The following is a 19,846-nucleotide window of genomic DNA, read 5'->3' as shown; positions in this document are numbered from 1 at the left end:
GTCCCAGGCGAACCCAACACCGCACGAGATCGAGAGGAAGGAACTCGCATGGCACAGAAGGCGCTCTGCGTAGGGATCAACGAGTTCGCGTCGCTGCCGCAGACCAGCTGGCTGAACGGCTGTGTCAACGACGCCAAGGACGTGGCGGCCGCGCTGAAGAAGTACGGCTTCACCGCGCGCACCACGACGGTGCTCACCGACGCCGACGCCACCAAGAAGAACGTCATGGGGGCGCTCGACACGATGGTCGGCGCGGCCAAGGCCGGCGACCACCTCGTCTTCACGTTCTCCAGCCACGGGACCCAGGTGCCCAACGAGCCGGGTGGCGACTACGAGCCCGACGGTCTCGACGAGGCCTTCGCCTGCCACGACATCCGGCAGAAAGGCGACCAGTGGGACCGCGACACGGTCGTGGTCGACGACGAGCTGCACGACCTGTTCGGGCGGCTGCCGCAGGGTGTGCTCCTCGAGGTGGTGCTCGACACGTGCCACAGCGGGACCGGCCTCAGGGACCTGGACGAGATCATGCAGGCCCAGCTCCTCGGTCGTAAGCCTCGCTACCTGCCGCCACCGACGCCCACCGGTCTCGCGCAGGCTCGCTCGATCCGCGCCGCGACCGGCCCGCGCACCGTCGACCGCAAGGCACTCGTCGAGCTCACCAAGAGCCGCTCGACCGCCTCCAAGCCGGTGTTGTTCGCCGCGTGCAAGCCGGACCAGACGGCGTCGGACGCGACCTTCGGCGGGAGGTCGAACGGCGCGTTCACCTACCTGTTCCTCAAGGCCATCAAGGACAGCCCGACCAGCACCCGCAGCGAGCTCCTCAAGACCGTGACCACGGGGCTCAAGGACGGCGACTTCAGCCAGAGGTCGACGCTCGAGGGTCCGGTCAAGGCCAAGAAGGTCGCGTTCGGCCAGCCCTGGTGACACCCCTCGTGGACCACGCGAGCCGGTGACTGACGCCACAGGTGGCCGTACTCACATCCGAGCGCGCTGACTGCACGGCGGAGGCGGCGGCATACTCTCTCGCATGTCCCGCCTCCAGCAGACCGACGGCCTCACCGAGGAGCAGACCGAGCTGGTCAAGCTCGTCCGCGAGTTCGTCGACGAGCAGATCATCCCCGTCGCCACGGAGCTCGAGCACCGCGACGAGTACCCGCAGGCGATCGTCGACGGCATGAAGGAGATGGGGATCTTCGGGTTGATGATCCCGGAGGAGTACGGCGGGCTCGGCGAGTCGCTGCTGACCTACGCCCTGTGCGTCGAGGAGATCGCGCGCGGCTGGATGAGCGTCAGCGGCATCATCAACACCCATTTCATCGTCGCCTACATGCTGCTGCAGCACGGCACCGAGGAGCAGAAGCAGCGCTACCTTCCGAAGATGGCGACGGGCGAGATCCGCGGCGCGTTCTCGATGAGCGAACCCGGCTGCGGCTCGGACGTCTCCGCCATCAAGACCAAGGCCGTGCGCGACGCCGACTCCGGGGACTGGACGATCAACGGCCAGAAGATGTGGCTCACCAACGGCGGGACGGCGAACCTCGTCGCGGTGCTCGTCAAGACCGACACCGGCGCCGAGTCCGTCTACCGCAACATGACGACCTTCCTCGTCGAGAAGGAGCCGGGCTTCGGCGAGACCGCGCCCGGCGTCACGGTGCCCGGCAAGATCGACAAGATGGGCTACAAGGGCGTCGACACGACCGAGCTGGTCTTCGACGGGTATCGCACGTCGGATGCGCAGATCCTCGGCGGTGAGCCGGGCCGCGGCTTCTACCAGATGATGGACGGCGTCGAGGTCGGCCGTGTCAACGTCGCCGCGCGTGGCTGCGGCGTGGCGCGACGCGCCTTCGAGCTCGCCATCGCCTACGCCCAGCAGCGGGAGACCTTCGGCAAGAAGATCGTCGACCACCAGGCCGTGCTCTTCCGCCTCGCCGACATGGCGGTCAAGGTCGAGGCGTCGCACGAGATGATGGTCAAGGCCGCCCGCAAGAAGGACTCCGGCGAGCGCAACGACCTCGAGGCCGGGATGGCCAAGTACCTCGCCTCCGAGAACTGCGCCCAGGTCGTCGAGGACTCGTTCCGCATCCACGGCGGCTACGGCTACTCCAAGGAGTACGAGATCGAGCGGCTCTACCGCGAGGCGCCGATGCTGCTCATCGGCGAGGGCACCGCCGACATCCAGCGGATGATCATCGGCCGCCGGCTCGTGGAGGACTACAAGCTGCGGGCGTGACCTCCAGTCCCAGCGTCCTCACAGATGCGAGGATGTCCGCATGAGCCTGCAACCAAAGGGTCCGGGGGGCCGAGGGCGCCAGGGTTTCGCGACGCTGTCGCTGGAGTACCCCATGTCTCTGGGGACCTTCGACAAGTACGAAGATGCGCAGAAGGCCGTCGACACTCTGTCCGACAAGCACTTCGCGGTCGAGAACTGCCTCATCGTGGGCACCGACCTCAAGCAGCTCGAGCGGGTCACCGCGCGGCTGTCATGGGGCCGCGTCGCGCTGGGAGGCCTGCTGTCGGGCATCTGGCTGGGTCTGTTCGTCGGCCTCATCCTGTCGCTGTTCGCCCGGCCGTCGAACCCGTTCAGCATGATCATCGCCGCCGCCGTGTACGGCGCCGTGTTCGGTCTCATCTGGTCGCTCGTCGGCTACGGCTTCACCCGCGGGGTCCGTGACTTCTCCTCGGTGAGCCAGGTCGTCGCGACGAAGTACGAGGTGTTCTGCGAGCACAAGTTCGCCCAGGAGGGTCGCGAGATCCTCACGGCGGCGGGCATCACACCGGGCGGCAACGTCAGCATCGGCATCGCGCCGGTCAGCCCGGAGCCCCCGGTGAGCCGTTCCGACGCGCCGCGCCCGCCGGGCTCCGACATCTGAGCGCAGTATGCCGCCCGGCTCGGGATGCAACGTTCCGTGACCCTCCCGGGTCGTTCCTGGTGAAGCACGGGCTGCTGGGAGGGAGCGTCATGTCAGGTCCTGGGGTCACGCGACGCTCGGCGACGTCTCGCTGGGTTCCGTTTCGCTGGGCTCCGTCTCGCTGGGTCATGGGCCGCTCGGCCCTCGGAGCGGTCGCGGGCATCACCGCGATCGTGCTCGCCGGGTGCGGCAGCGCGCAGTCGCCGGGCATCGGGAGCACCACCGCACCGGTCACGAGCGCACCCGTTCGAGCGGTCAGCGACCAGCCGACCGCGCCGGACGGCGCACTCGACTGCCCTGCTTCGCTCACCTCGCCCGAGGGCATGACGGTCCCTGAGAAACCGCAAGGCAACGTCGACGGCAACGCTCGCCTGCTACCCGACCGAGCGGCCACGTCCATGGTCGTCTGCGCCTACCCGGTCATGGACATCGCCGCGACGCAGCCGCTCACCCCACCGTTCGAGCTCACCCAGCGCACCGTGGCCTCGCCCGAGCAACGCCGCTACCTGACCGACCTGCTCGCCTGGGCGCCTCGATGGAACGGCCAGCCTCAGGTGTGCACGATGATGGCCGGTAACGAGACGGCATACCTCGTGGGGTCCCGCTACACCGACGCGATCGTGTGGGTGGCCGCGAAGGACGACCCGAACGCCTGCTCCCACTCCACCAACGGTGACTTCGTGTCGGGGGAGGCGCTCGGTGTGACGATCCGCGCGATAGTCGGCGGCGAGCCGGCGCAGACCCCGCCGGACCCGTGCTTCGGCTCGTTGACGGGGCGACTCGGCGACGACCAGAGCCTGGCGCCCGAAGGGGATCCGAAGGTCACCGTATGCCGTGTGGCCGCCGACAGCACCTACCACGCCACACGTCTCGACGCCGACCAGAGCAAGCAGGTGGTGGCCGAGCTGCGCGGGCTGAAGTCCGAGCCGACCGGACACACGTGCGATGGCTCGGGAAAGGTGTCCTCGTCGCGGTTCACGCTCCTGCTGAACTACGACGCCGGGCCGCAGGTGCGGATCCAGGTCGACCCGGAGTGCGCTCCGCAGGTGCTCGGCAACGGACTTCAGGCGGACGACGCGTCCTCGCTCGTGCGGCTCGTCGAGCAGTGGAGCGCGCCGATCGCGGGCCCGGACCCGAACGGCTCCGTGTCGTCCGGAAATGCGGGCACGGAGACGACAGCGACCGTCCCGGCGCAGACGAAGTAGCCCCGACCCGCTCCAACGCAACACACCGAGCAACCTGCAACGTCTGCGGTTATTTCCGTCGGACCTTGCGACTGCTCGGTGAGTTGCGGTGTCTCGAAGTGTGCGGTGAGGGGTCAGGATGTGGTCGCGGGCGCCCAGATGCCGGCGATCCACTTCTCGACATCCGCACTGCTGCGCGGCATCGCGGCCGACAGGTTCTCGCAGCCGTCGTCGGTGATGAGGATGTCGTCCTCGATGCGCACCCCGGTGCCCCGGAGCTCCTCGTGGACGAGCTCGTCGTCGGCCTTGAAGTAGAGGCCCGGCTCGACGGTGATGATCATGCCCGGCTTCAGCTCGGCGTCGGAGTACTCCTCGCGCGTGGCCAGAGCACAGTCGTGCACGTCGATGCCGAGGTGGTGGCTCGTGCCGTGCACCATCCAACGGCGGTGGAACTGGCCGTGCTCAGCGTCGAGTGTGCCCTCCACGTCGACGCCCTCGGGCAGCAGGCCCCACTCGTGCAGATGCTCGGCGATGACCCGGATCGCGGCCGCGTGGACGTCGCTGAACTTGTTGCCCGGCTTGCACGCCGCGATGCCGGCCTCCTGCGCGGCATACACCGCGTCGTAGACCCGGCGCTGGGCGTCGGTGAAGGTGCCGCTCACCGGCAGGGTGCGGGTGATGTCGGCGGTGAACAGCGAGTCGACCTCGACGCCGGCGTCGAGCAGGATCAGGTCGCCGTCCTTGATGTCGCCGGTGTTCTTGATCCAGTGCAGCGTGTTCGCGTGGTCGCCGCTCGCGCAGATGGAGTCATAGCCCACGCCGTTGCCGTGGTGGCGTGCGTGCAGGCCGAAGACGCCCTCGACCCAGCGCTCGCCTCGGCCCCGGCGCACGGCCTCGGGCAGGTCGGCAATGACCGCGTCGAACCCGTCGTGGGTGCCGTCGACGGCCGAGCGCATCTGCTCGATCTCCCACTCGTCCTTGACGAAGCGCAGCGTCGAGAGGAAGGCGGCCAGCTGCTCGTCCGCCTCGCGCTGGCGGTCGACCCGCTCCTCCGACTCGGTCTGCGACTCCGCCGCAACGTCGCGCACCCGGTCAACACGGGCCGCCACGTCGGTGTCGGCGTCGCGAACCACGCGGACTGTCACCGAGCCGGCATCCTTGGCGATCGCGTCGCCGAACTCGTCGATGTGCCGGGCCGTGAGGCCGAGCTCGGACTCGATGTCAGCCAGCGTCGGGCGAGCCCCGACCCAGAACTCGCCGTAGCGGGAGTCGCCGAAGAACTCCTCGGTGTCGCGGTCGGCCAGGGGCCGGAAGTAGAGGACCGCCTCATGCCCGGCGTCCGCGCCGTCCGCGTCGGGACCGGTCGGCTCCAGCACGAGCACTGCATCGGGCTCGCGGTCGCCGCCGAGGCCCGTGAGATGGGCGAAGGCGCTGTGCGGCCGGAAGACGTAGTCGGTGTCGTTGCTGCGCACCTTGAGGCCGCCCGCCGGCACCACGAGGCGCTCACCGGGGAAGGCGGCGCTGAGGGCGTCGCGTCGTCTGGCTGCGTAGTCGGCGACCTCGGCCCGAGGGGTCACCTCGGTGCTGCGAGGCGCCCACCCGGTCGCGACGAAGGCCCGGAACTCGTCGGTCGTGGGCCGTCGGCGGCTGGGGGAGGTCTGCTGCTTCTCGCTCGTCACCCGGCCATCGTGTCACGAACCACGGGACCCGCCGAACCGGGTTCCCCCGGCAACACACCCCGCAACAGACCCCGGCAACACACCCGGCAACGCGCTGCCCGACATGGTTGCAACTGGCGCGAGCTGACGACTCCCGGGTGTGTTGCCGGGGCGGGCCCGGATGCGGCACCCGGCCGCCCCGACCGAGGCGGGCGGCATACAGTCGGGGGGTGGCCCGCACCGACCGCCCGAACCGGCCGAGCACCGCGCGAGCGGCACTGCCCTCGCTCCGCGCAAGCACCCGGCGGGCCATGCGCCCGAGCGGCCCGCCGACCGACGAGATCCCGATCTGGACCGCTCCCGACGGCGTCGAACGCGACACCGCCCGGGCCGTCATCGACCTCGCCATGCGGGCGGGCGTCGCGATGCTGGCCACCGGCGCCGCGGCAGCGGACGTCACGGCCACGGTGCTGATGCTCACGAGGGCGTACGGCCTCACGTCCGTGCACGTCGATGTGACCTACACGTCAGTCACCGTGTCCTACCACCGTGGCCCGCACGCCGACCCGATCACGGTCATGCGCATCGTGCGGTTCCGCGTGCAGGACTACACCCGGCTCGAGCGGCTCCGCGACCTCATCGTCGAGCTCACCCGCGCGCCGCTCGACGTGGACGAGGCCAGGGTGCGGTTCGACTCGGTCATCACCTCGCCCCACCGCTACCGACGCTGGCTCGTCACGGTGGCGGGCGGCGCGCTCGCGGCCGGCGCCGCCGGACTCGTCGGCGCCGGACCGTTCATCATCCTGCTCAGCTTCCTCACTGCGACGGTCGTCGAGCGCGTGCTGACCTGGCTCAGCTCCGCCGGCGTGGCCGCGTTCTTCGCCCAGTGCGTCGGCGCAGCCATCCCGACGGTCGTGGCGACGCTCGTCGTCGTGGCCCAGTCATGGGGGCTGTCGTTCGTCGGCGCCGTCTCGCCGTCGCTCGTCGTCGCGTCCGGCATCGTGCTGCTGCTCGCGGGTCTGTCCATCGTGGGCGCGGCGGAGGATGCCCTCGAGGGGTACTACGTGACCGCCGGCGCCAGGACCTTCGAGGTCGTCGTGCTCTCGCTCGGCATCGCCGTGGGCATCTCGTTCGTCCTGGCCATCGGACAGCGTCTGGACTACCCGATCGCGATCGCCACCCGGACCCGTCTCAGCGACGACATCCTCGTCCAGGTCGTCTGCGCGGTCATCATCTCGGTGGCGTTCGCGGTGATGTCCTACTCCAGCGGCCGGGCAGTGGCCATGGCCGGAGCAGCGGGAGCGGTCGGCTGGGTGATTCTCGGCATCAGCGAGCAGGCCGACTTCGGGGCGGTCGCCGCGTCGTCCACAGCGGCGCTCGTCGTCGGTTTCACCGTCCGCCCGATAGCGCGGCGCCTCAACATCTCGGCGCTCGCCGTGACGACCGCAGCCATCGTGCCCCTGCTGCCTGGCCGGCTGGCCTACGAAGGCATCTCGCAGATCGTCACCAACCCCGACGGGAACGGCCTCGCCCTCGGCTTGCCGATCCTGCTCCAGGCGTTCGGGATCGGACTGGGCCTGGCCGCAGGGGTCTCGCTGGGCACGTACTTCGCCGGCCTGATCTTCGCCAAGCGTCAGGGCAGCCATCCACGGCCTGCAGCGGGGGCGACTCTGCCGGCCGACCCCGACCCGAGGACAATCGCCAGTCGCGCTCCGGTGCTCTCCGATACCGGCGAGATCTCTCAGGTGCGCGCGACCGACACGTCGGCGTGAGCAAGCACACGGCATACGGACGTGTTCGTATGCCGTGTGCTCGGGCAGGCTTGCACCGGACGTTGACGGTTGGCCGGGTCGCCCGGTCCGGTTGGCAGGAGTGTCGGTCATGCAGTTCGGACGCAGCTACGAGGAGTTCGAGGTCGGTGCGGTGTACAAGCACTGGCCCGGCAAGACGGTGACCGAGTACGACGACCACCTGTTCTGTCTGCTGACCATGAACCACCACCCGCTGCACCTCGACACGCACTATGCCGGCGAGACGACACAGTTCGGCCAGAACGTCGTCGTCGGCAACTACGTCTACTCGCTGCTGCTCGGGATGTCCGTTCCAGACGTCTCGGGCAAGGCCATCGCGAACCTCGAGATCGAGTCGCTTCGGCACGTCGCGCCGACGTTCCACGGCGACACGATCTATGGCGAGACCCGCGTCCTGGACAAGTGGGAGTCGACGTCGAAGGACGACCGCGGCGTGGTGCATGTCGAGACGGTGGGGTACAAGCAGGACGGCCAGGTGGTCTGCATCTTCAGGCGCAAGGTCATGGTGCCCAAGCAGAGCTACCTCGATGCGCGCGGTGGCGAGCAGCCCGGTCGTCCGACGCCCGTCCCCGACAAGAACTGGCCCGGCCCCGAGACCCCCTGACCCCGCAACACACCGAGCAGTCGCCAACCCTGACGGTTATTTCCGTCGAACTTCGCGACTGCTCGGTGTGTTGCGGGGTGTCCACATGGGGGCAGACTTCGAGAGAGGTTGTCCACAGGAGATCGTAGGTCCGCGCAACGTCGGGCGTTTGCCGTCCACCCTCCTGCCATGGACAGGCGAATTGCCGCTCTGGCTGGCGAACAGGCCGGCACGTTCTCGGCAGCAGAAGCGCGGATCCGCGGCATCGACGCGGGTATGGTGCGCCGGGCCCTGCGCGACGGTGAGCTGATCCGGGTTCGCCGGGGCGCGTTCGTGTCTGGGCAGTACTGGGAAGCAGCCGACCCCGACTCGCGCTACCGGCTCGCGGTCATGGCGGTCGCGCGGACGCGCCCTGGTGACGCCGTCAGCCATCACTCGGCGTTCGCGGTTCGTGGTCTGCCACTGTGGGGGTACAACGCGCGGCGCATCGACATGCTGAGCGACGTCGAACAGGCGGTCGGACGCTCTGGACTGTGGATCCACCCGCGAGGGTTGGTCCGGCCGGAGGTCGTCGACGGCATACCGGTGGAGCCGATAGCCCGGTCGGTCGTCCGTACTGCGCTGACCATGGGCCTCAAGTGCGCGGTGGTGGCCGGCGACGCTGCGCTGCACGCAGGGCTCGTCACCCACGCGCAGCTGGTCGACGAGGTCGCGCGTCTCACACCGCACGAGGGACGATCCCGCGCCCTCGACGCCGTGCTCCGGATGAACGGCGCGTCCGAGTCAGTAGGTGAGTCGCTCACCCGCCTGGTCCTGGACGATCTGGGTCTGACGTACGAGTGTCAGGTGCTGATTCGCGAGCCGAGCGGCGAGGTGGTCGCTCGGGTCGACTTCATGGTCGAGGGTGTCGTCCTCGAGTTCGACGGCCGGGTGAAGTACCAGCGGGCACGCGACCCCGGCGAGGGCCAGGCTGCGGACCCAGAGCAGGTGCTGTGGCTGGAGAAGCAGCGCGAGGACCGCATCCGTCGCCTGGGCCACCCGGTCGAGCGCGCGATCTGGGACGACCTCGACCGGCCCGGCCTGCTCGGGGCCCGGATCCGATCGGCACGCCCTCACAACACACCGAGCAGTCGCAAACCCTGACGGTTATTTCCGTCGATTTTGGCGACTGCTCGGTGTGTTGCAGGGGAGTAGGCGAGTTCCGGGTGTGTTGCGGGGAGCCCCTAGTCTGGGGCCGTGACGTCGACGGGAGAGCATGCCGAGCAGGTGGTCGACCTGCACACGCACTCGAACGCATCTGACGGCACCGAGACCCCCACGGAGCTGGTGCAGGCCGCGGCTGCAGCCGGCGTCGACGTCCTCGCGATCACCGACCACGACACCGTGCGGGGCTGGGCCGAGGCGGCCGACGCGGCCGCCCGGACGCGCGTCACGCTCGTGCGCGGCATCGAGATCTCGTGCTCGTGGCGCTATGCCTCGATCCACCTGCTCGGCTATCTCACCGACCCCGACGACGACGCGCTGATGTCCGAGCTCGCCAGGGCGCGCGACTCCCGTGCCACCCGGCTGCAGCGGATGGTCGAGCTGATGGCGGCGGACGGCATACCCGTGACGTACGACGCGGTGCTCGCCCAGGTCGCCCCGGGAGCCACCCCGGGCAGACCGCATATCGCGGACGCGCTCGTGGCCAACGGCACGATCGCCCACCGTGACGAGGCCTTCCGCGACTGGCTCACCAACGACTCGCGCTACTACGTGACGCACTACTCGCCGGACCCCGTGCGCGCGGTGGAGCTCGTGCGCGCGGCCGGGGGCGTGCCGGTCATTGCGCACCCTTTCACACGAACGCGCGGCGCCGGCGTCACCGACGACCTCGTCGAGCGGATGTCTGCTGCAGGCCTGTTCGGCCTCGAGGCGTACCACCGCGACCACGGGCCGGCGGAGGTCGAGCGTGCCCAGCGGCTGGCGCGGCGACTCGATCTCGCGCTGACCGGCTCGAGTGACTACCACGGCGAGGGCAAGGTCAACCGTCTCGCCGAGAACACCACTGCCCCAAGCGTTTTCGAGGCAATCGAGGCGGTCTCCAGCGGAGTGACCGAGGTGCTCCGCCCGTGACCTGGTTCGACAGCACGATCTTCCTCAGCACCTTCATCACGCTCATCGTCATCCTCGACCCGCCCGGTGCCGTGCCGATCTTCCTCGCACTCACCGCGTCCCTGACGCGCGTCCAGCGCAACGTGGCGGCCCGGCGGGCATCGCTGGTTGCGGTGCTCGTCATCGCGATGTTCGCGTTCTTCGGACGCCGGATCCTCGACTACCTCCACATCTCGATCGCCGCTTTGCAAGGTGCGGGCGGGCTGCTGCTGCTCCTCGTCGCGCTGCAGCTGCTCACCGGCAGGGAGTCCGATGCCGTGGCCGACGCCGGCGTGAATGTCGCTCTCGTCCCACTCGGCACTCCGCTGCTCGCCGGGCCGGGCGCGATCGTGGCCACGATGCTGGCCGTCCAGCGCGCCCAGGACGGCGGGCAGTATGTCGCCGTCGGAGCCGCTCTCGTCGCGGCGATGCTGTGTGTCTACCTCGTCCTGCGGTTCGCCGGGCAGGTGCGCCGGCTGCTGCGCGAGAGCGGCACCATGCTGCTCACACGCATTGCGGGCCTGCTGCTGTCGGCCATCGCCGTGCAGATGATCGCGAACTCCGTGCGCGCATTCGTCACCGGCGAGGGCTGACCGTATGCCGCGTGTCCCGCGGGGCGCGACGCGCTGGGGACGGCTCCCCGACGTTGTCGCAGCGTCCACCTAGGGTGGTCGGGTGACGATCGGACAGCCCGTGCAGACGAGCTTCTCCGGCATGCCCACGCCGCTCTATTCCGGGTCCCCGTCGCGCCTGCTCGCGTGGCTCGACTGCCCCCGTCGCTACCGCATGCACTATCTCGACCGCCCGCGGCCCGAGGCGCGTCCGCAGCGGGCCCACACGTCCGTCGGCATCGCGACCCACAACGTGCTGCGCGACTTCTGGGACCTTCCCGTCGGCTCCCGCACGCCGGCCGGCGTCGCGGAGCTGGTCCGCACGTCGTGGATCGACGTCGGCTTCCGCAACCCCGAGGAGTCGGCGACCTGGCGGCTGCGGGTGCGCGACGCCGTGACCGAGTACCTCCGGCGCACCGACCGCGAGCGCCAGCCCGTGGGGCTCGAGCGCAGCGTCTCGCTCAAGACGGACGAGATCGCGATCACCGGGCGGGTCGACCGGCTCGACGACCGCGACGGCGAGCTGGTCGTCGTCGACTACAAGACGGGTCGCCAGGTGCCCGGCGACGACGACGCCCGCACGTCTCTGCCGCTCGCGCTGTATGCCGTGGCGGCGGGTCGGATGTTCCGCCGCCCCTGTCACCGGGTGGAGCTGCACCACGTCCCGACCGGCACGGTGGCCGCGCACGTCCACACGGACGAGTCCCTGGGCCGCAAGGTCGCCGAGGCCGAGTCCATCGCAACCGACCTGCGTCGGGCCGATGCCGACTTCGACGCGGTGGGCGTCGAGTCACCGCGCTTCCCGCCACGTCCATCGACCCTCTGCACCTGGTGCGACTTCCGGGCCCACTGTCCCGAGGGGCAGCAGCAGGGTCCGGAGCAGTCCGACTGGGCGGGCCTCGAGCCGTCGAGCTACGCCTCGCCCGAGCCGACCGCCAGCCAGCAGGAGTGACATGCCCGCACGACCCGACCTGAGACAGGCCTTCCTCGCCGCGACCGACCATGTCATCGCGATCGTCGCCCGCGACGAGGTCGCCGCGGCCTGGGACGAGCCCAGCGCCCTGGCCGACTGGCGCCTGGGCGGCCTGGTCGCGCACCTGGCCAGCCAGCCCGTCACGGCCGCGAGGCTGCTCGACTCGACCCCGGCGAGCGACCCGATCCCGCTCGAGGAGCACTATGCGCGTGCCGCCTGGGTCACCGCGAGCCTCGACGACGAGATCAACGTCGCGATCCGCGAGGGCAGTGACGAGAAGGCGGAGGTCGGACGGGAGGAGGTGCTTGCTGGAGTCGTCGCCGCGCGGAAGGCGCTTCCCGAGCTGCTCGCCGCGGCACCGGAGGACCGAGCCGTGCTCATCCCTTGGCAGGGCTGGTCACTGGCGCTGGATGACTTTCTGGTCGGGCGGATGATGGAGATCGTCGTTCACGGCGAGGACGTGGCCGCCAGCCTGGGCGTGCCGGCACCGTCGCTGCCGGCTGCGGTGCTCGACCCGGTTCTCGGGCTGCTCGCTCACCTCGCCGTCAGGCGCCACGGGCAGGCTGCCGTGGTGGCTGCGCTCACCCGCACGGAGCGGGCCCCTGCGACGATCTCGGCTTTCTGATCGAGCCCGACCTGACAGACTTGCCGACATGGCGAACCGCACGCCCCAGGGCGACCAGCCTGCCAGCCAACCCTCCACGACAGTCGGCACCGCTCCTGCACCCGCGACGGCCATCGCTTTCGCGAACCAGAAGGGTGGGGTCGCGAAGACCACCTCCGTCGCGAGCATCGGGGCCGCACTGGCCGAGCGCGACCTGCGGGTCCTGCTGATCGACCTCGACCCCCAGGCGTGCCTGACCTTCTCCCTCGGAGTCGACCCGGACACGGTCGAGGTCTCGGTCCACGACGTCCTGACGGGCGGCACCGACCTGGCCGCAGCCGTGCTCCGGTGCGACGAGGGGATCGACCTGGTGCCCTCGACGATCGACCTGGCCAGTGCCGAGGCCACGCTCCTTTCCAGACCCGGCCGTGAGTTCGTCCTGCGGACTGCGCTGGAAGCCAGCCGGGCGGCATACGACGTCGTGCTCCTCGACTGCGCTCCGAGCCTCGGAGTGCTCACGCTCAACGCGCTCACCGCGGCCGACGCGCTCATCGTGCCGATGCCGTGCGAGATGCTCAGCCACCGTGGCGTCGGGCAGCTGCTCGACACCGTCGCCGACGTGCAGAAGATCCTGAACAAGGACCTCGAGGTCTGGGGCATCCTGCCGACGCTCTACGACGGCCGCAGCAACCACGCGCGCGAGGTGCTCGCCGATGTCGGCCAGCGCTATGACCTACCCGTGCTCGAGCCGCCGATCCCGAAGACGGTGCGGTTCGCGGAAGCTCCCGCGGTCGGGCGCTCGATCCTCACGACTGCGCGCAGCTCGAAGGGCGCGCAGGCGTACCGCGACGTCGCTGCAGGCCTGGCCGCCCGGCTCTGAGGCTCAGCCGGCCTGGGCCGGCTCGCCGGTGTCGAGCGCAGGCAGCCCGTCGATCGACGTCGCGTTCTTCTCCGAGCGGTAGCGGACCAGGCCCTCGGGGCCACGGTTCTGCGACCACGAGGTCAGCAGGTCGCGGTCGCCGTCGTACGTCATCAGCGGCACGGCATACCCGCAGGAGTCGGAGACCCGGTCGACGGCCACCACGACCACCCCGCGGATGCCGGGGAACTCCTCGAACTGCTTTGCCCACGAAGCGAACTCGTCGTGGTCTGGGGTCAGGTACCGCCCACGGCCATGCAGCCGCACGATGTTCGGAGGGCCGTCGAAGGCGCAGAACATCAGCGTGATCCGGCCGTTCTCGCGCAGGTGGGCCACGGTCTCGGAGCCGCTCCCGGTCAGATCGAGGTAGACCACGGTGTGCTCGTCGACGACCCGGAACGTGTCCAGCCCCTTCGGTGAGACATTGACGTGTCCCTCGGCGTCGAGCGGCGCAGTCGCCACGAAGAAGAGGTGCTGGCTCTCGATGAACGTGCGCAGGCGCCCGTCGATCGACTCGTGCAGCTTCATGGCTGGCTCTCCCTTCGCCGCCCCGGGTCGGGCGTCCCCACCCAGACTAGGAAGCGCGCGCCGTCGACACGCGCCGCGGCCGAACCGTGGACGGACGCGTCCTGCGACACGAGCCCCCGAAGCGAGGTCGTCACTCGACCGTGACCGACTTCGCGAGGTTGCGCGGCTTGTCGATGTCGAGCCCCAGAGCCTGCGCGGCGTGGAGGGCCAGCAGCTGCATCGGGATCATCAGGAGGATGGGGTCGAGCTCGACCTCGTTGCGAGGCACGTCGATCCGTCGCGCGCTGACGGCGCTGAGGTCCACCCCGGGATGCGTCACCGCCACGACGCGCCCACCCCGAGCCAGCACCTGCTCGGCCGCGGCGATGTTGCGGTCGGTCAGCTCGTCGTCGGGGATCACCGCCACCGTCGGGCGGGCGGGCTCGATGAGTGCGAGCGGGCCGTGCTTGAGCTCGCTGGTCTGGTACGCCTCCGCATGCCGGTACGAGATCTCCTTGAGCTTCTGTGCCCCCTCCCGAGCGACCGGGAAGCCGCGGACGCGACCGATGAAGAACAGGCTCTCGGCCTGGGCCAGCTCGTGCGCGATCTCGGCGATGCCTCGCTCGCCCTCGAGCACGGTGGCGATGTCCGCAGGCAGTCGCTCCAGTCCGGCAAGGATGCGCTTGCCGTCCTCAACGGAGAGGTCGCGGACGCGCCCGAGCAGCAGGGCGAGCAGGGCAAAACCGACACCCATGTGGGTCAGGGCCTTCGTCGAGGCGACGGCGACCTCGGGACCTGCGTGCAGGTAGATTCCGCCGTCGCACTCCCGGGCGATCGTGGAGCCGACCACGTTGACCAGGCCCACGACCTGACCACCCTTGCGCTTGATCTCGCGGACGGCGAAAGCGGTGTCGGCCGTCTCCCCGGACTGGCTGACCGCGACGTAGAGGGTGTCGGGCTCGATGATCGGGTTGCGGTAGCGGAACTCCGACGCGGCCTCCGCGTGTGCCGGGATCCGGGCCAGCTCCTCGATCATCAACGCGCCCAGCTCACCCACGTAGAACGCGGAGCCGCACCCGAGGATCTTCACCCGGCGGAAGGCGCGCAGCTCGCGCGGGCTGAGGTTGAGGCCGTCGAGCCGAGCCGTGCCGAACCGCAGATCGAGGCGGCCGCGAAGCATGCGCGAGACCGTCTCGGGCTGCTCGGCGATCTCCTTGGCCATGAAGTGGCTGTGCTCGCCGAGCTCGGCGGCCTCGTCGGCGCTGTCGATCGTGGTCGGCGTGCGCCCGGTGTCATGGGTGTCGCGGGTGAAGGTGCGGTAGCCGCGCGCGCTGACGACCGCCAGCTCGCCGTCGTCGAGGTGGATCACCGACGAGGTATGCCGCACCAGTGCCGACACGTCGGAGGCGACGAACATCTCCTTGTCACCCACCCCGATGATGAGCGGCGACCCGTTGCGGGCCACGACGATGCGGTCCGGAGCGTCGGCATCGATGACCGCGATCGCATAGGTCCCGACGACGTGCTCGAGCGCGTCGAGCACGCGCTCCTCGAGCGTGGCCTCGGCCGAGCGGCCGACCAGGTGCGCGACGACCTCGGTGTCGGTGTCCGATGCGAAGGTCACGCCCTCGCCGGCGAGCCGCGACCGCAGCTGGGCGGCGTTGTCGATGATTCCGTTGTGCACCACGGCGATGCGGCCGTCGGCGCTGGTGTGCGGATGGGCGTTCGGCTCGGTCGCCGGTCCGTGGGTCGCCCACCGAGTGTGTCCGATGCCCACCTGGCCGGTGAGCCGCTTGGGCAGAGCCGCCTCGAGCTCGCGCACTCGCCCGACGCGCCTCACCACGGTCGCGCCTGCTGCCTGCGCAGACGACGCGAGCACGCCGATGCCGGCCGAGTCGTACCCGCGGTACTCGAGGCGGGTGAGCCCCTCGATGAGGATGGGTGCGGCGGGCTGCTGCCCGACGTAGCCGACGATTCCACACATGTGAGGTCTCCTTCTCAGCCGTAGATCATGCGGCGCAGCTGCCGCTCCGTCAGCGGGGGAGCCGCGACGAGGCGGTCCGCCAGCTCGTCCTGGATGATCCGGAAGGCGGCGGCGTTGCGCGTGCCGTGCAGCTGCAGGTGTGCATGGCGGCGCTGGACGTAGTCCTCGAGCGGCTCGCGGTAGTGCGCGAGCACGTCGCCGATGACGCGGGCCGCCTCGGCCGGGGTCAGCCCGGCCGAGTCGGCGACCCGTGCGACGAGTTCTGGATCAGGCACGGGCTCGACTGTGCCAAACGGCGGTCCCAAAACCAAGAATCTGCCCGACTTCGGGCAGATTCTTTGGGTTAGTTGGCAAGATCGGTCGGCGGATCAGTCTGCTGGTCGTGCGAGGTTGGCGCCCCCAGACGCAGACTGATCTGCCGCGTGAAGCCCGGTCGGGTCAGTCGGTGCTGGCGACGGAGCTCTCGCGACCAGCGCCGCCCCGGCGGCGTCGCCGGCGCGCCGGCTTCGCACTGTCCTCGGCGCCTGTCGAACCGCCCGTCGAACCGGCGGGCGCGTCGGCACCGGAATCGGCACGGGAATCGGCACCCGAATCGGCACCCGAATCGGTGCCTGCAGCGGCCGCGGCCGCCGCGCCCGCGCCGCGGGTACGCCGACGGTTGCGGCTGCGCCGGGTCCGGGTCTCGCCGCCGTCACCGTCGCGCGCCTCGGAGTCGCCGCCGTCGCGGCCGTCGCGACCGGCACCACCGCTGGTGCGCGAGCGTCCAGCACGACCGGATCCGCCCTGACTCGCCCCACCACGTCCGTGGCGCTTGCCGGTCTCGCCGAGGTCCTCGACCTCCTCGGCTTCGAGCCCGGCCCGCGTCCGCTCGGACTTGCGCAGGAAGCCCTTGGCATCGGTCGGGATGTCGAGGTCGGTGAACAGGTGCTCGGAGCTGGAGTACGTCTCCTGGGGCTCGGGGATGCCGAGGTCGAGCGCCTTGTTGATCAGCGTCCAGCGGTGCAGGTCGTCCCAGTCGACGAACGTGACGGCGACACCGGTGTTGCCGGCGCGGGCGGTGCGGCCGATGCGGTGCACGTAGGTCTTCTCGTCCTCAGGGCACTGGAAGTTGACGACATGCGTGACGTTCTCGACGTCGATGCCGCGGGCCGCCACGTCAGTGGCCACGAGCACGTCGACCTTGCCGTTGCGGAACGCGCGCAGCGCCTGCTCGCGAGCACCCTGGCCGAGGTCACCGTGGATGGCGGCCGCGGCGAAGCCCCGGTCGACCAGCTCTTCGGCCACCTTGGCTGCGGTCCGCTTGGTGCGGCTGAAGACGATGGTCAGCCCGCGGCCCTGGGCCTGGAGCATCCGCGAGAGCATCTCGACCTTGTCGAGGGCGTGCGCGCGGTAGACGAACTGCTCGATGGCCTTGACCGTGTGGGCGTTCTCCGTGTCGTCACCCATCGCGCGGATGTGCGTCGGCTGGGTCATATAGCGGCGCGCGAGCGCGACGATGGCACCTGGCATCGTGGCCGAGAAGAGCATCGTCTGACGCGAGCCCGGCGTGAGCGCCATGAGCGTCTCGACGTCGGGCAGGAAGCCGAGGTCGAGCATCTCGTCGGCCTCGTCGAGCACGACCGTGCGGGCCTGCGACAGGTCAAGGTGTCCCTGCTTGGACAGGTCGATGAGCCGTCCTGGGGTGCCGACGACGATCTCGACGCCGTCCTTGAGCGCCTCGATCTGGGGCTCGTAGGCCCGGCCGCCGTAGACCGTGAGCACACGGATCCCGCGGCGCCTGCCGGCTCGCTCGAGGTCGCCGGCCACCTGCACGGCCAGCTCACGGGTGGGGGCGACCGCCAGCGCCTGCGGCTTGCCGGGGCGGGCCAGGCCGGCATACCCCTCGTCGCCGGGTGCGACGGTCCGGTTGAGCATCGGGACGCCGAAGCCCAGCGTCTTCCCGGTGCCGGTCTTGGCCTGGCCGATGATGTCGTGGCCGGAGAGCGCCACCGGCAGGGTCATCGCCTGGATCGGGAAGGGGGTCGTGATGCCCGCGTCTGCAAGGGCGGCGACGATGTCGGGGTGGACGTCGAAGTCGGCGAAGCTGACCTCGGGGGTCGGGGCCTCAGCGGTGGTCTGCGAGGTCTCTTCAAGCTCGGTCATGTGTGTCTCTCGATCGGCACGAGCACCCCGTGCAACACGGGAGCTCAGTGGCGCGTGGCGGGCCGATCGGAGAGTGTCTGGCGGTGGGTGGCCTCGCTCGAGCGAGGACTCCGCCGGTGCACGCGGGAGCCCGCTAGCACCATCTGGTGTGAGCCACGGGGCCGACCGGGCACCGAGTTGTCCGGCACAGTCTACTGGCAACGCGGGGTACGCCCGAATCCGTTCACTAGGGTGGGCGCCATGACAGACGGCCCCAGCGACGCCGCCCCCTCCATGTCCGACGCCGATCCGGCGGTCTCCGCCGCCGATACGGCGGTCTCCGACGCCGACCCGGCGGTCTCCGACGCCGACCCGGCATACCGCGCGGCGGTGACCGAGCTCCTCGGGGTGCTCGCCTACGGTGAGCTGCGGGCCTTCTCGCAGCTGGCGAAGGACGCCGAGCTGGCTCCGTCGCTGCACCACAAGTCGCAGATCGCCACCCTGGCCGCGCACGAGCTGCGCAACTATGCCGTCCTCACCGAGCGCCTCACCGCGCTGGGCGTCGAGCCGGAGGAGGCCATGGGACCGTTCGTCGCAGCCGTCGACCAGTTCCACGAGCGCACGGCCCCGTCCGACTGGCTCGAGGGCCTGGTCAAGGCCTACGTCGGGGAAGGCATCGCGCAGGACTTCTACCGCGAGATCGCCAACTACGTCGACGCGGACACCCGCGCCCTCGTGCTCGGCGTGCTGGAGGACACCGGGCAGGCCGACTTCGCCGTCACGGCCGTGCGCGAGGCCATCGCATCAGACCAGCGCGTCGCAGGACGCCTTGCGCTCTGGGGTCGCCGCCTCGTGGGCGAGGCGATCACTCAGGCGCAGCGGGTCGGCGTCGAACGCGACGCCCTTGCGAGCATCCTCGTCGGCGCCCCCGGCCGCGCCGGGGCGGACCTCGCAGAGCTCGGCCGGATGTTCGCGCGGCTCACCGACGAGCACACCCGCCGGATGGAGCGCCTGGGCTTTTCGGCGTGAGCCGGCTCAGGTGGTCTTGTTTCCCCTGACCATGCCGTAACCGAGGATGAGAAGTGCCGCCACGGCGACACCGATGATGAACGAGATCCAGTCGATGCCCGGGGTGTCGCTTCGCCCTGAGATGACCTTGTAGAGCCAGGCGCCGATCGCCGAGCCGACGGCGCCGAGGATGACCGTCATCAACACGCCGATGTGCTGCTTTCCGGGGAGCACAAAACGCGCAAGCGGCCCGACGATGGCCCCTGCGACGAGGGCCATCAGGATGGTTCCGACCATGTCTACGCTTCCTCCTTCGCGCCCGCGCCGCGGGCACCTGTGGACCGGGCCGTCCCAGTCTGCTCCTACTCAACCACGTCACCCACCTGCTGGGCGGCAGGCCGCGCGAACCCTCTGGAGCGCTCGTCGATGCGGTGTTGTCCCTGGAGACGACGAAAGGGCCCGACCATGTCGGTCGAGCCCTTTCCGAACTGCCTTCCCTGCGCCGTGCGGACCTGCCGTGCGGCGCCGGGAGATCAGCTCACACGGACTTCTTCGAGATGCGGCCGTAGACCGAGATGCCGACCGCGGCCAGGATGGCCCCGACGATCCAGTACCACCAGCGGACACCGCCGTTGGCGTTCTCGTAGCCGAAGATCGCTCCGAGGATGAAGGTCGCCAGCAGTGATGCGACGATCCCGATGACGATGGTCATGAGGATCGAGATGTTCTGCTTGCCAGGCAGGATGAGTCGGCCCAGTGCGCCGATGATGAGTCCGGCGACAATGGCCCCGATGATTGCGCCAAGCATGTCACAGCCTTTCTGACCGTCGGAGCGGTCTTT

The 19,846-nt window shown here is 70.0% G+C and carries 20 protein-coding genes; 13 read left to right on the top strand and 7 right to left on the bottom strand.

Annotation, left to right across the window (positions count from 1 at the left end):
• Positions 1–48 precede the first annotated feature (48 nt).
• From ACYVLP_RS26510 to ACYVLP_RS26495, 4 genes are all read left to right on the top strand, one after another.
• Positions 49–924: a caspase family protein gene (locus ACYVLP_RS26510; RefSeq protein ID WP_460630261.1), complete on the top strand. Its 876-nt coding sequence runs from the start codon at positions 49–51 to the stop codon at positions 922–924.
• A 103-nt stretch (positions 925–1,027) separates the two neighbouring features.
• Positions 1,028–2,230 (top strand): acyl-CoA dehydrogenase family protein, encoded by a 1,203-nt coding sequence (locus tag ACYVLP_RS26505; RefSeq protein ID WP_460630260.1) that lies wholly within the window; start codon positions 1,028–1,030, stop codon positions 2,228–2,230.
• A 40-nt stretch (positions 2,231–2,270) separates the two neighbouring features.
• Positions 2,271–2,870 (top strand): YflT domain-containing protein, encoded by a 600-nt coding sequence (locus ACYVLP_RS26500; protein WP_452269351.1) that lies wholly within the window; start codon positions 2,271–2,273, stop codon positions 2,868–2,870.
• 89 nt (positions 2,871–2,959) lie between these two features.
• Positions 2,960–4,114 carry a hypothetical protein gene (locus tag ACYVLP_RS26495; RefSeq protein ID WP_460630259.1) on the top strand — a complete coding sequence of 385 codons (1,155 nt, stop codon included), beginning with the start codon at positions 2,960–2,962 and terminating at the stop codon, positions 4,112–4,114.
• A gap of 113 nt (positions 4,115–4,227) precedes the next feature.
• On the opposite strand, the gene ACYVLP_RS26490 is transcribed toward ACYVLP_RS26495, so the two are convergent.
• A complete protein-coding gene (locus ACYVLP_RS26490; protein ID WP_460630258.1) occupies positions 4,228–5,772 on the bottom strand; it encodes an aminopeptidase P family protein in 1,545 nt (514 codons plus the stop codon).
• 209 nt (positions 5,773–5,981) lie between these two features.
• On the opposite strand from ACYVLP_RS26490, the gene ACYVLP_RS26485 reads away from it, so the two are divergent.
• The 8 genes from ACYVLP_RS26485 to ACYVLP_RS26450 all read left to right on the top strand — a co-directional run bounded on the left by ACYVLP_RS26485 (position 5,982) and on the right by ACYVLP_RS26450 (position 13,346).
• Complete coding sequence (locus ACYVLP_RS26485) at positions 5,982–7,523, top strand: threonine/serine exporter family protein (protein ID WP_460630257.1); 1,542 nt, start codon at positions 5,982–5,984, stop codon at positions 7,521–7,523.
• Between the two features lie 109 nt (positions 7,524–7,632).
• Positions 7,633–8,166, top strand: a complete 534-nt coding sequence (locus ACYVLP_RS26480) for a MaoC family dehydratase (protein ID WP_452269355.1) — start codon at positions 7,633–7,635, stop codon at positions 8,164–8,166.
• A 168-nt stretch (positions 8,167–8,334) separates the two neighbouring features.
• Complete coding sequence (locus ACYVLP_RS26475) at positions 8,335–9,288, top strand: type IV toxin-antitoxin system AbiEi family antitoxin domain-containing protein (protein WP_460630256.1); 954 nt, start codon at positions 8,335–8,337, stop codon at positions 9,286–9,288.
• Between the two features lie 93 nt (positions 9,289–9,381).
• Positions 9,382–10,260, top strand: a complete 879-nt coding sequence (locus ACYVLP_RS26470) for a PHP domain-containing protein (protein WP_460630255.1) — start codon at positions 9,382–9,384, stop codon at positions 10,258–10,260.
• Positions 10,257–10,871, top strand: a complete 615-nt coding sequence (locus ACYVLP_RS26465; protein WP_460630254.1) for a MarC family protein — start codon at positions 10,257–10,259, stop codon at positions 10,869–10,871. The genes ACYVLP_RS26470 and ACYVLP_RS26465 overlap by 4 nt, the downstream gene beginning before the upstream one ends.
• 82 nt (positions 10,872–10,953) lie before the next feature.
• Positions 10,954–11,841: a RecB family exonuclease gene (locus ACYVLP_RS26460; protein WP_460630253.1), complete on the top strand. Its 888-nt coding sequence runs from the start codon at positions 10,954–10,956 to the stop codon at positions 11,839–11,841.
• Between the two features lies 1 nt (position 11,842).
• Complete coding sequence (locus ACYVLP_RS26455) at positions 11,843–12,487, top strand: maleylpyruvate isomerase N-terminal domain-containing protein (protein ID WP_460630252.1); 645 nt, start codon at positions 11,843–11,845, stop codon at positions 12,485–12,487.
• Between the two features lie 28 nt (positions 12,488–12,515).
• Positions 12,516–13,346 carry a ParA family protein gene (locus ACYVLP_RS26450; RefSeq protein ID WP_460630251.1) on the top strand — a complete coding sequence of 277 codons (831 nt, stop codon included), beginning with the start codon at positions 12,516–12,518 and terminating at the stop codon, positions 13,344–13,346.
• 3 nt (positions 13,347–13,349) lie between these two features.
• On the opposite strand, the gene ACYVLP_RS26445 is transcribed toward ACYVLP_RS26450, so the two are convergent.
• The 4 genes from ACYVLP_RS26445 to ACYVLP_RS26430 form a co-directional block, all read right to left on the bottom strand.
• The gene (locus ACYVLP_RS26445; protein WP_460630250.1) at positions 13,350–13,913 is read right to left on the bottom strand and encodes a pyridoxamine 5'-phosphate oxidase family protein; all 564 of its coding nucleotides are present in this window, start codon (positions 13,911–13,913) and stop codon (positions 13,350–13,352) included.
• Positions 13,914–14,043: 130 nt separating this feature from the next.
• The gene (gene glmS / locus ACYVLP_RS26440) at positions 14,044–15,876 is read right to left on the bottom strand and encodes a glutamine--fructose-6-phosphate transaminase (isomerizing) (RefSeq protein WP_460630249.1); all 1,833 of its coding nucleotides are present in this window, start codon (positions 15,874–15,876) and stop codon (positions 14,044–14,046) included.
• Between the two features lie 14 nt (positions 15,877–15,890).
• Positions 15,891–16,151: a hypothetical protein gene (locus tag ACYVLP_RS26435; RefSeq protein ID WP_452269364.1), complete on the bottom strand. Its 261-nt coding sequence runs from the start codon at positions 16,149–16,151 to the stop codon at positions 15,891–15,893.
• A gap of 163 nt (positions 16,152–16,314) precedes the next feature.
• Positions 16,315–18,018 (bottom strand): DEAD/DEAH box helicase, encoded by a 1,704-nt coding sequence (locus tag ACYVLP_RS26430; RefSeq protein WP_460630248.1) that lies wholly within the window; start codon positions 18,016–18,018, stop codon positions 16,315–16,317.
• A gap of 240 nt (positions 18,019–18,258) precedes the next feature.
• Here ACYVLP_RS26430 and ACYVLP_RS26425 point away from each other — a divergent pair, with 240 nt between their 5' ends.
• Entirely contained in the window at positions 18,259–19,026 is a 768-nt protein-coding gene (locus tag ACYVLP_RS26425) for a ferritin-like fold-containing protein (protein WP_460630247.1), read from the top strand.
• A gap of 6 nt (positions 19,027–19,032) precedes the next feature.
• Here the strand turns inward: ACYVLP_RS26425 and ACYVLP_RS26420 are convergent, their stop codons facing one another.
• Together ACYVLP_RS26420 and ACYVLP_RS26415 are read right to left on the bottom strand one after the other, a co-directional pair.
• Positions 19,033–19,302 (bottom strand): GlsB/YeaQ/YmgE family stress response membrane protein, encoded by a 270-nt coding sequence (locus ACYVLP_RS26420; RefSeq protein WP_460630246.1) that lies wholly within the window; start codon positions 19,300–19,302, stop codon positions 19,033–19,035.
• Between the two features lie 241 nt (positions 19,303–19,543).
• Positions 19,544–19,813, bottom strand: coding sequence for a GlsB/YeaQ/YmgE family stress response membrane protein (locus tag ACYVLP_RS26415; protein WP_452269368.1), 270 nt, complete (start codon positions 19,811–19,813; stop codon positions 19,544–19,546).
• Between the last annotated feature and the right edge of the window lie 33 nt (positions 19,814–19,846).

The sequence above is a fragment of the Intrasporangium mesophilum genome, assembly GCF_054783095.1.
Note: the sequence above shows the minus strand (reverse complement) of the source record. Positions and strands in the feature narration are given on the sequence as shown.

Bases quoted from the DNA above. Each gene is read 5' to 3' on its own strand.
- ACYVLP_RS26510 (WP_460630261.1), top strand. From the start codon at position 49: ATGGCACAGAAGGCGCTCTGCGTAGGGATCAACGAGTTCGCGTCGCTG.
- ACYVLP_RS26505 (WP_460630260.1), top strand. From the start codon at position 1,028: ATGTCCCGCCTCCAGCAGACCGACGGCCTCACCGAGGAGCAGACCGAG.
- ACYVLP_RS26500 (WP_452269351.1), top strand. From the start codon at position 2,271: ATGAGCCTGCAACCAAAGGGTCCGGGGGGCCGAGGGCGCCAGGGTTTC.
- ACYVLP_RS26495 (WP_460630259.1), top strand. From the start codon at position 2,960: ATGTCAGGTCCTGGGGTCACGCGACGCTCGGCGACGTCTCGCTGGGTT.
- ACYVLP_RS26480 (WP_452269355.1), top strand. From the start codon at position 7,633: ATGCAGTTCGGACGCAGCTACGAGGAGTTCGAGGTCGGTGCGGTGTAC.
- ACYVLP_RS26475 (WP_460630256.1), top strand. From the start codon at position 8,335: ATGGACAGGCGAATTGCCGCTCTGGCTGGCGAACAGGCCGGCACGTTC.
- ACYVLP_RS26455 (WP_460630252.1), top strand. From the start codon at position 11,843: ATGCCCGCACGACCCGACCTGAGACAGGCCTTCCTCGCCGCGACCGAC.
- ACYVLP_RS26450 (WP_460630251.1), top strand. From the start codon at position 12,516: ATGGCGAACCGCACGCCCCAGGGCGACCAGCCTGCCAGCCAACCCTCC.
- ACYVLP_RS26445 (WP_460630250.1), bottom strand. From the start codon at position 13,913: ATGAAGCTGCACGAGTCGATCGACGGGCGCCTGCGCACGTTCATCGAG.
- glmS (WP_460630249.1), bottom strand. From the start codon at position 15,876: ATGTGTGGAATCGTCGGCTACGTCGGGCAGCAGCCCGCCGCACCCATC.
- ACYVLP_RS26430 (WP_460630248.1), bottom strand. From the start codon at position 18,018: ATGACCGAGCTTGAAGAGACCTCGCAGACCACCGCTGAGGCCCCGACC.
- ACYVLP_RS26425 (WP_460630247.1), top strand. From the start codon at position 18,259: ATGACAGACGGCCCCAGCGACGCCGCCCCCTCCATGTCCGACGCCGAT.
- ACYVLP_RS26420 (WP_460630246.1), bottom strand. From the start codon at position 19,302: ATGGTCGGAACCATCCTGATGGCCCTCGTCGCAGGGGCCATCGTCGGG.
- ACYVLP_RS26415 (WP_452269368.1), bottom strand. From the start codon at position 19,813: ATGCTTGGCGCAATCATCGGGGCCATTGTCGCCGGACTCATCATCGGC.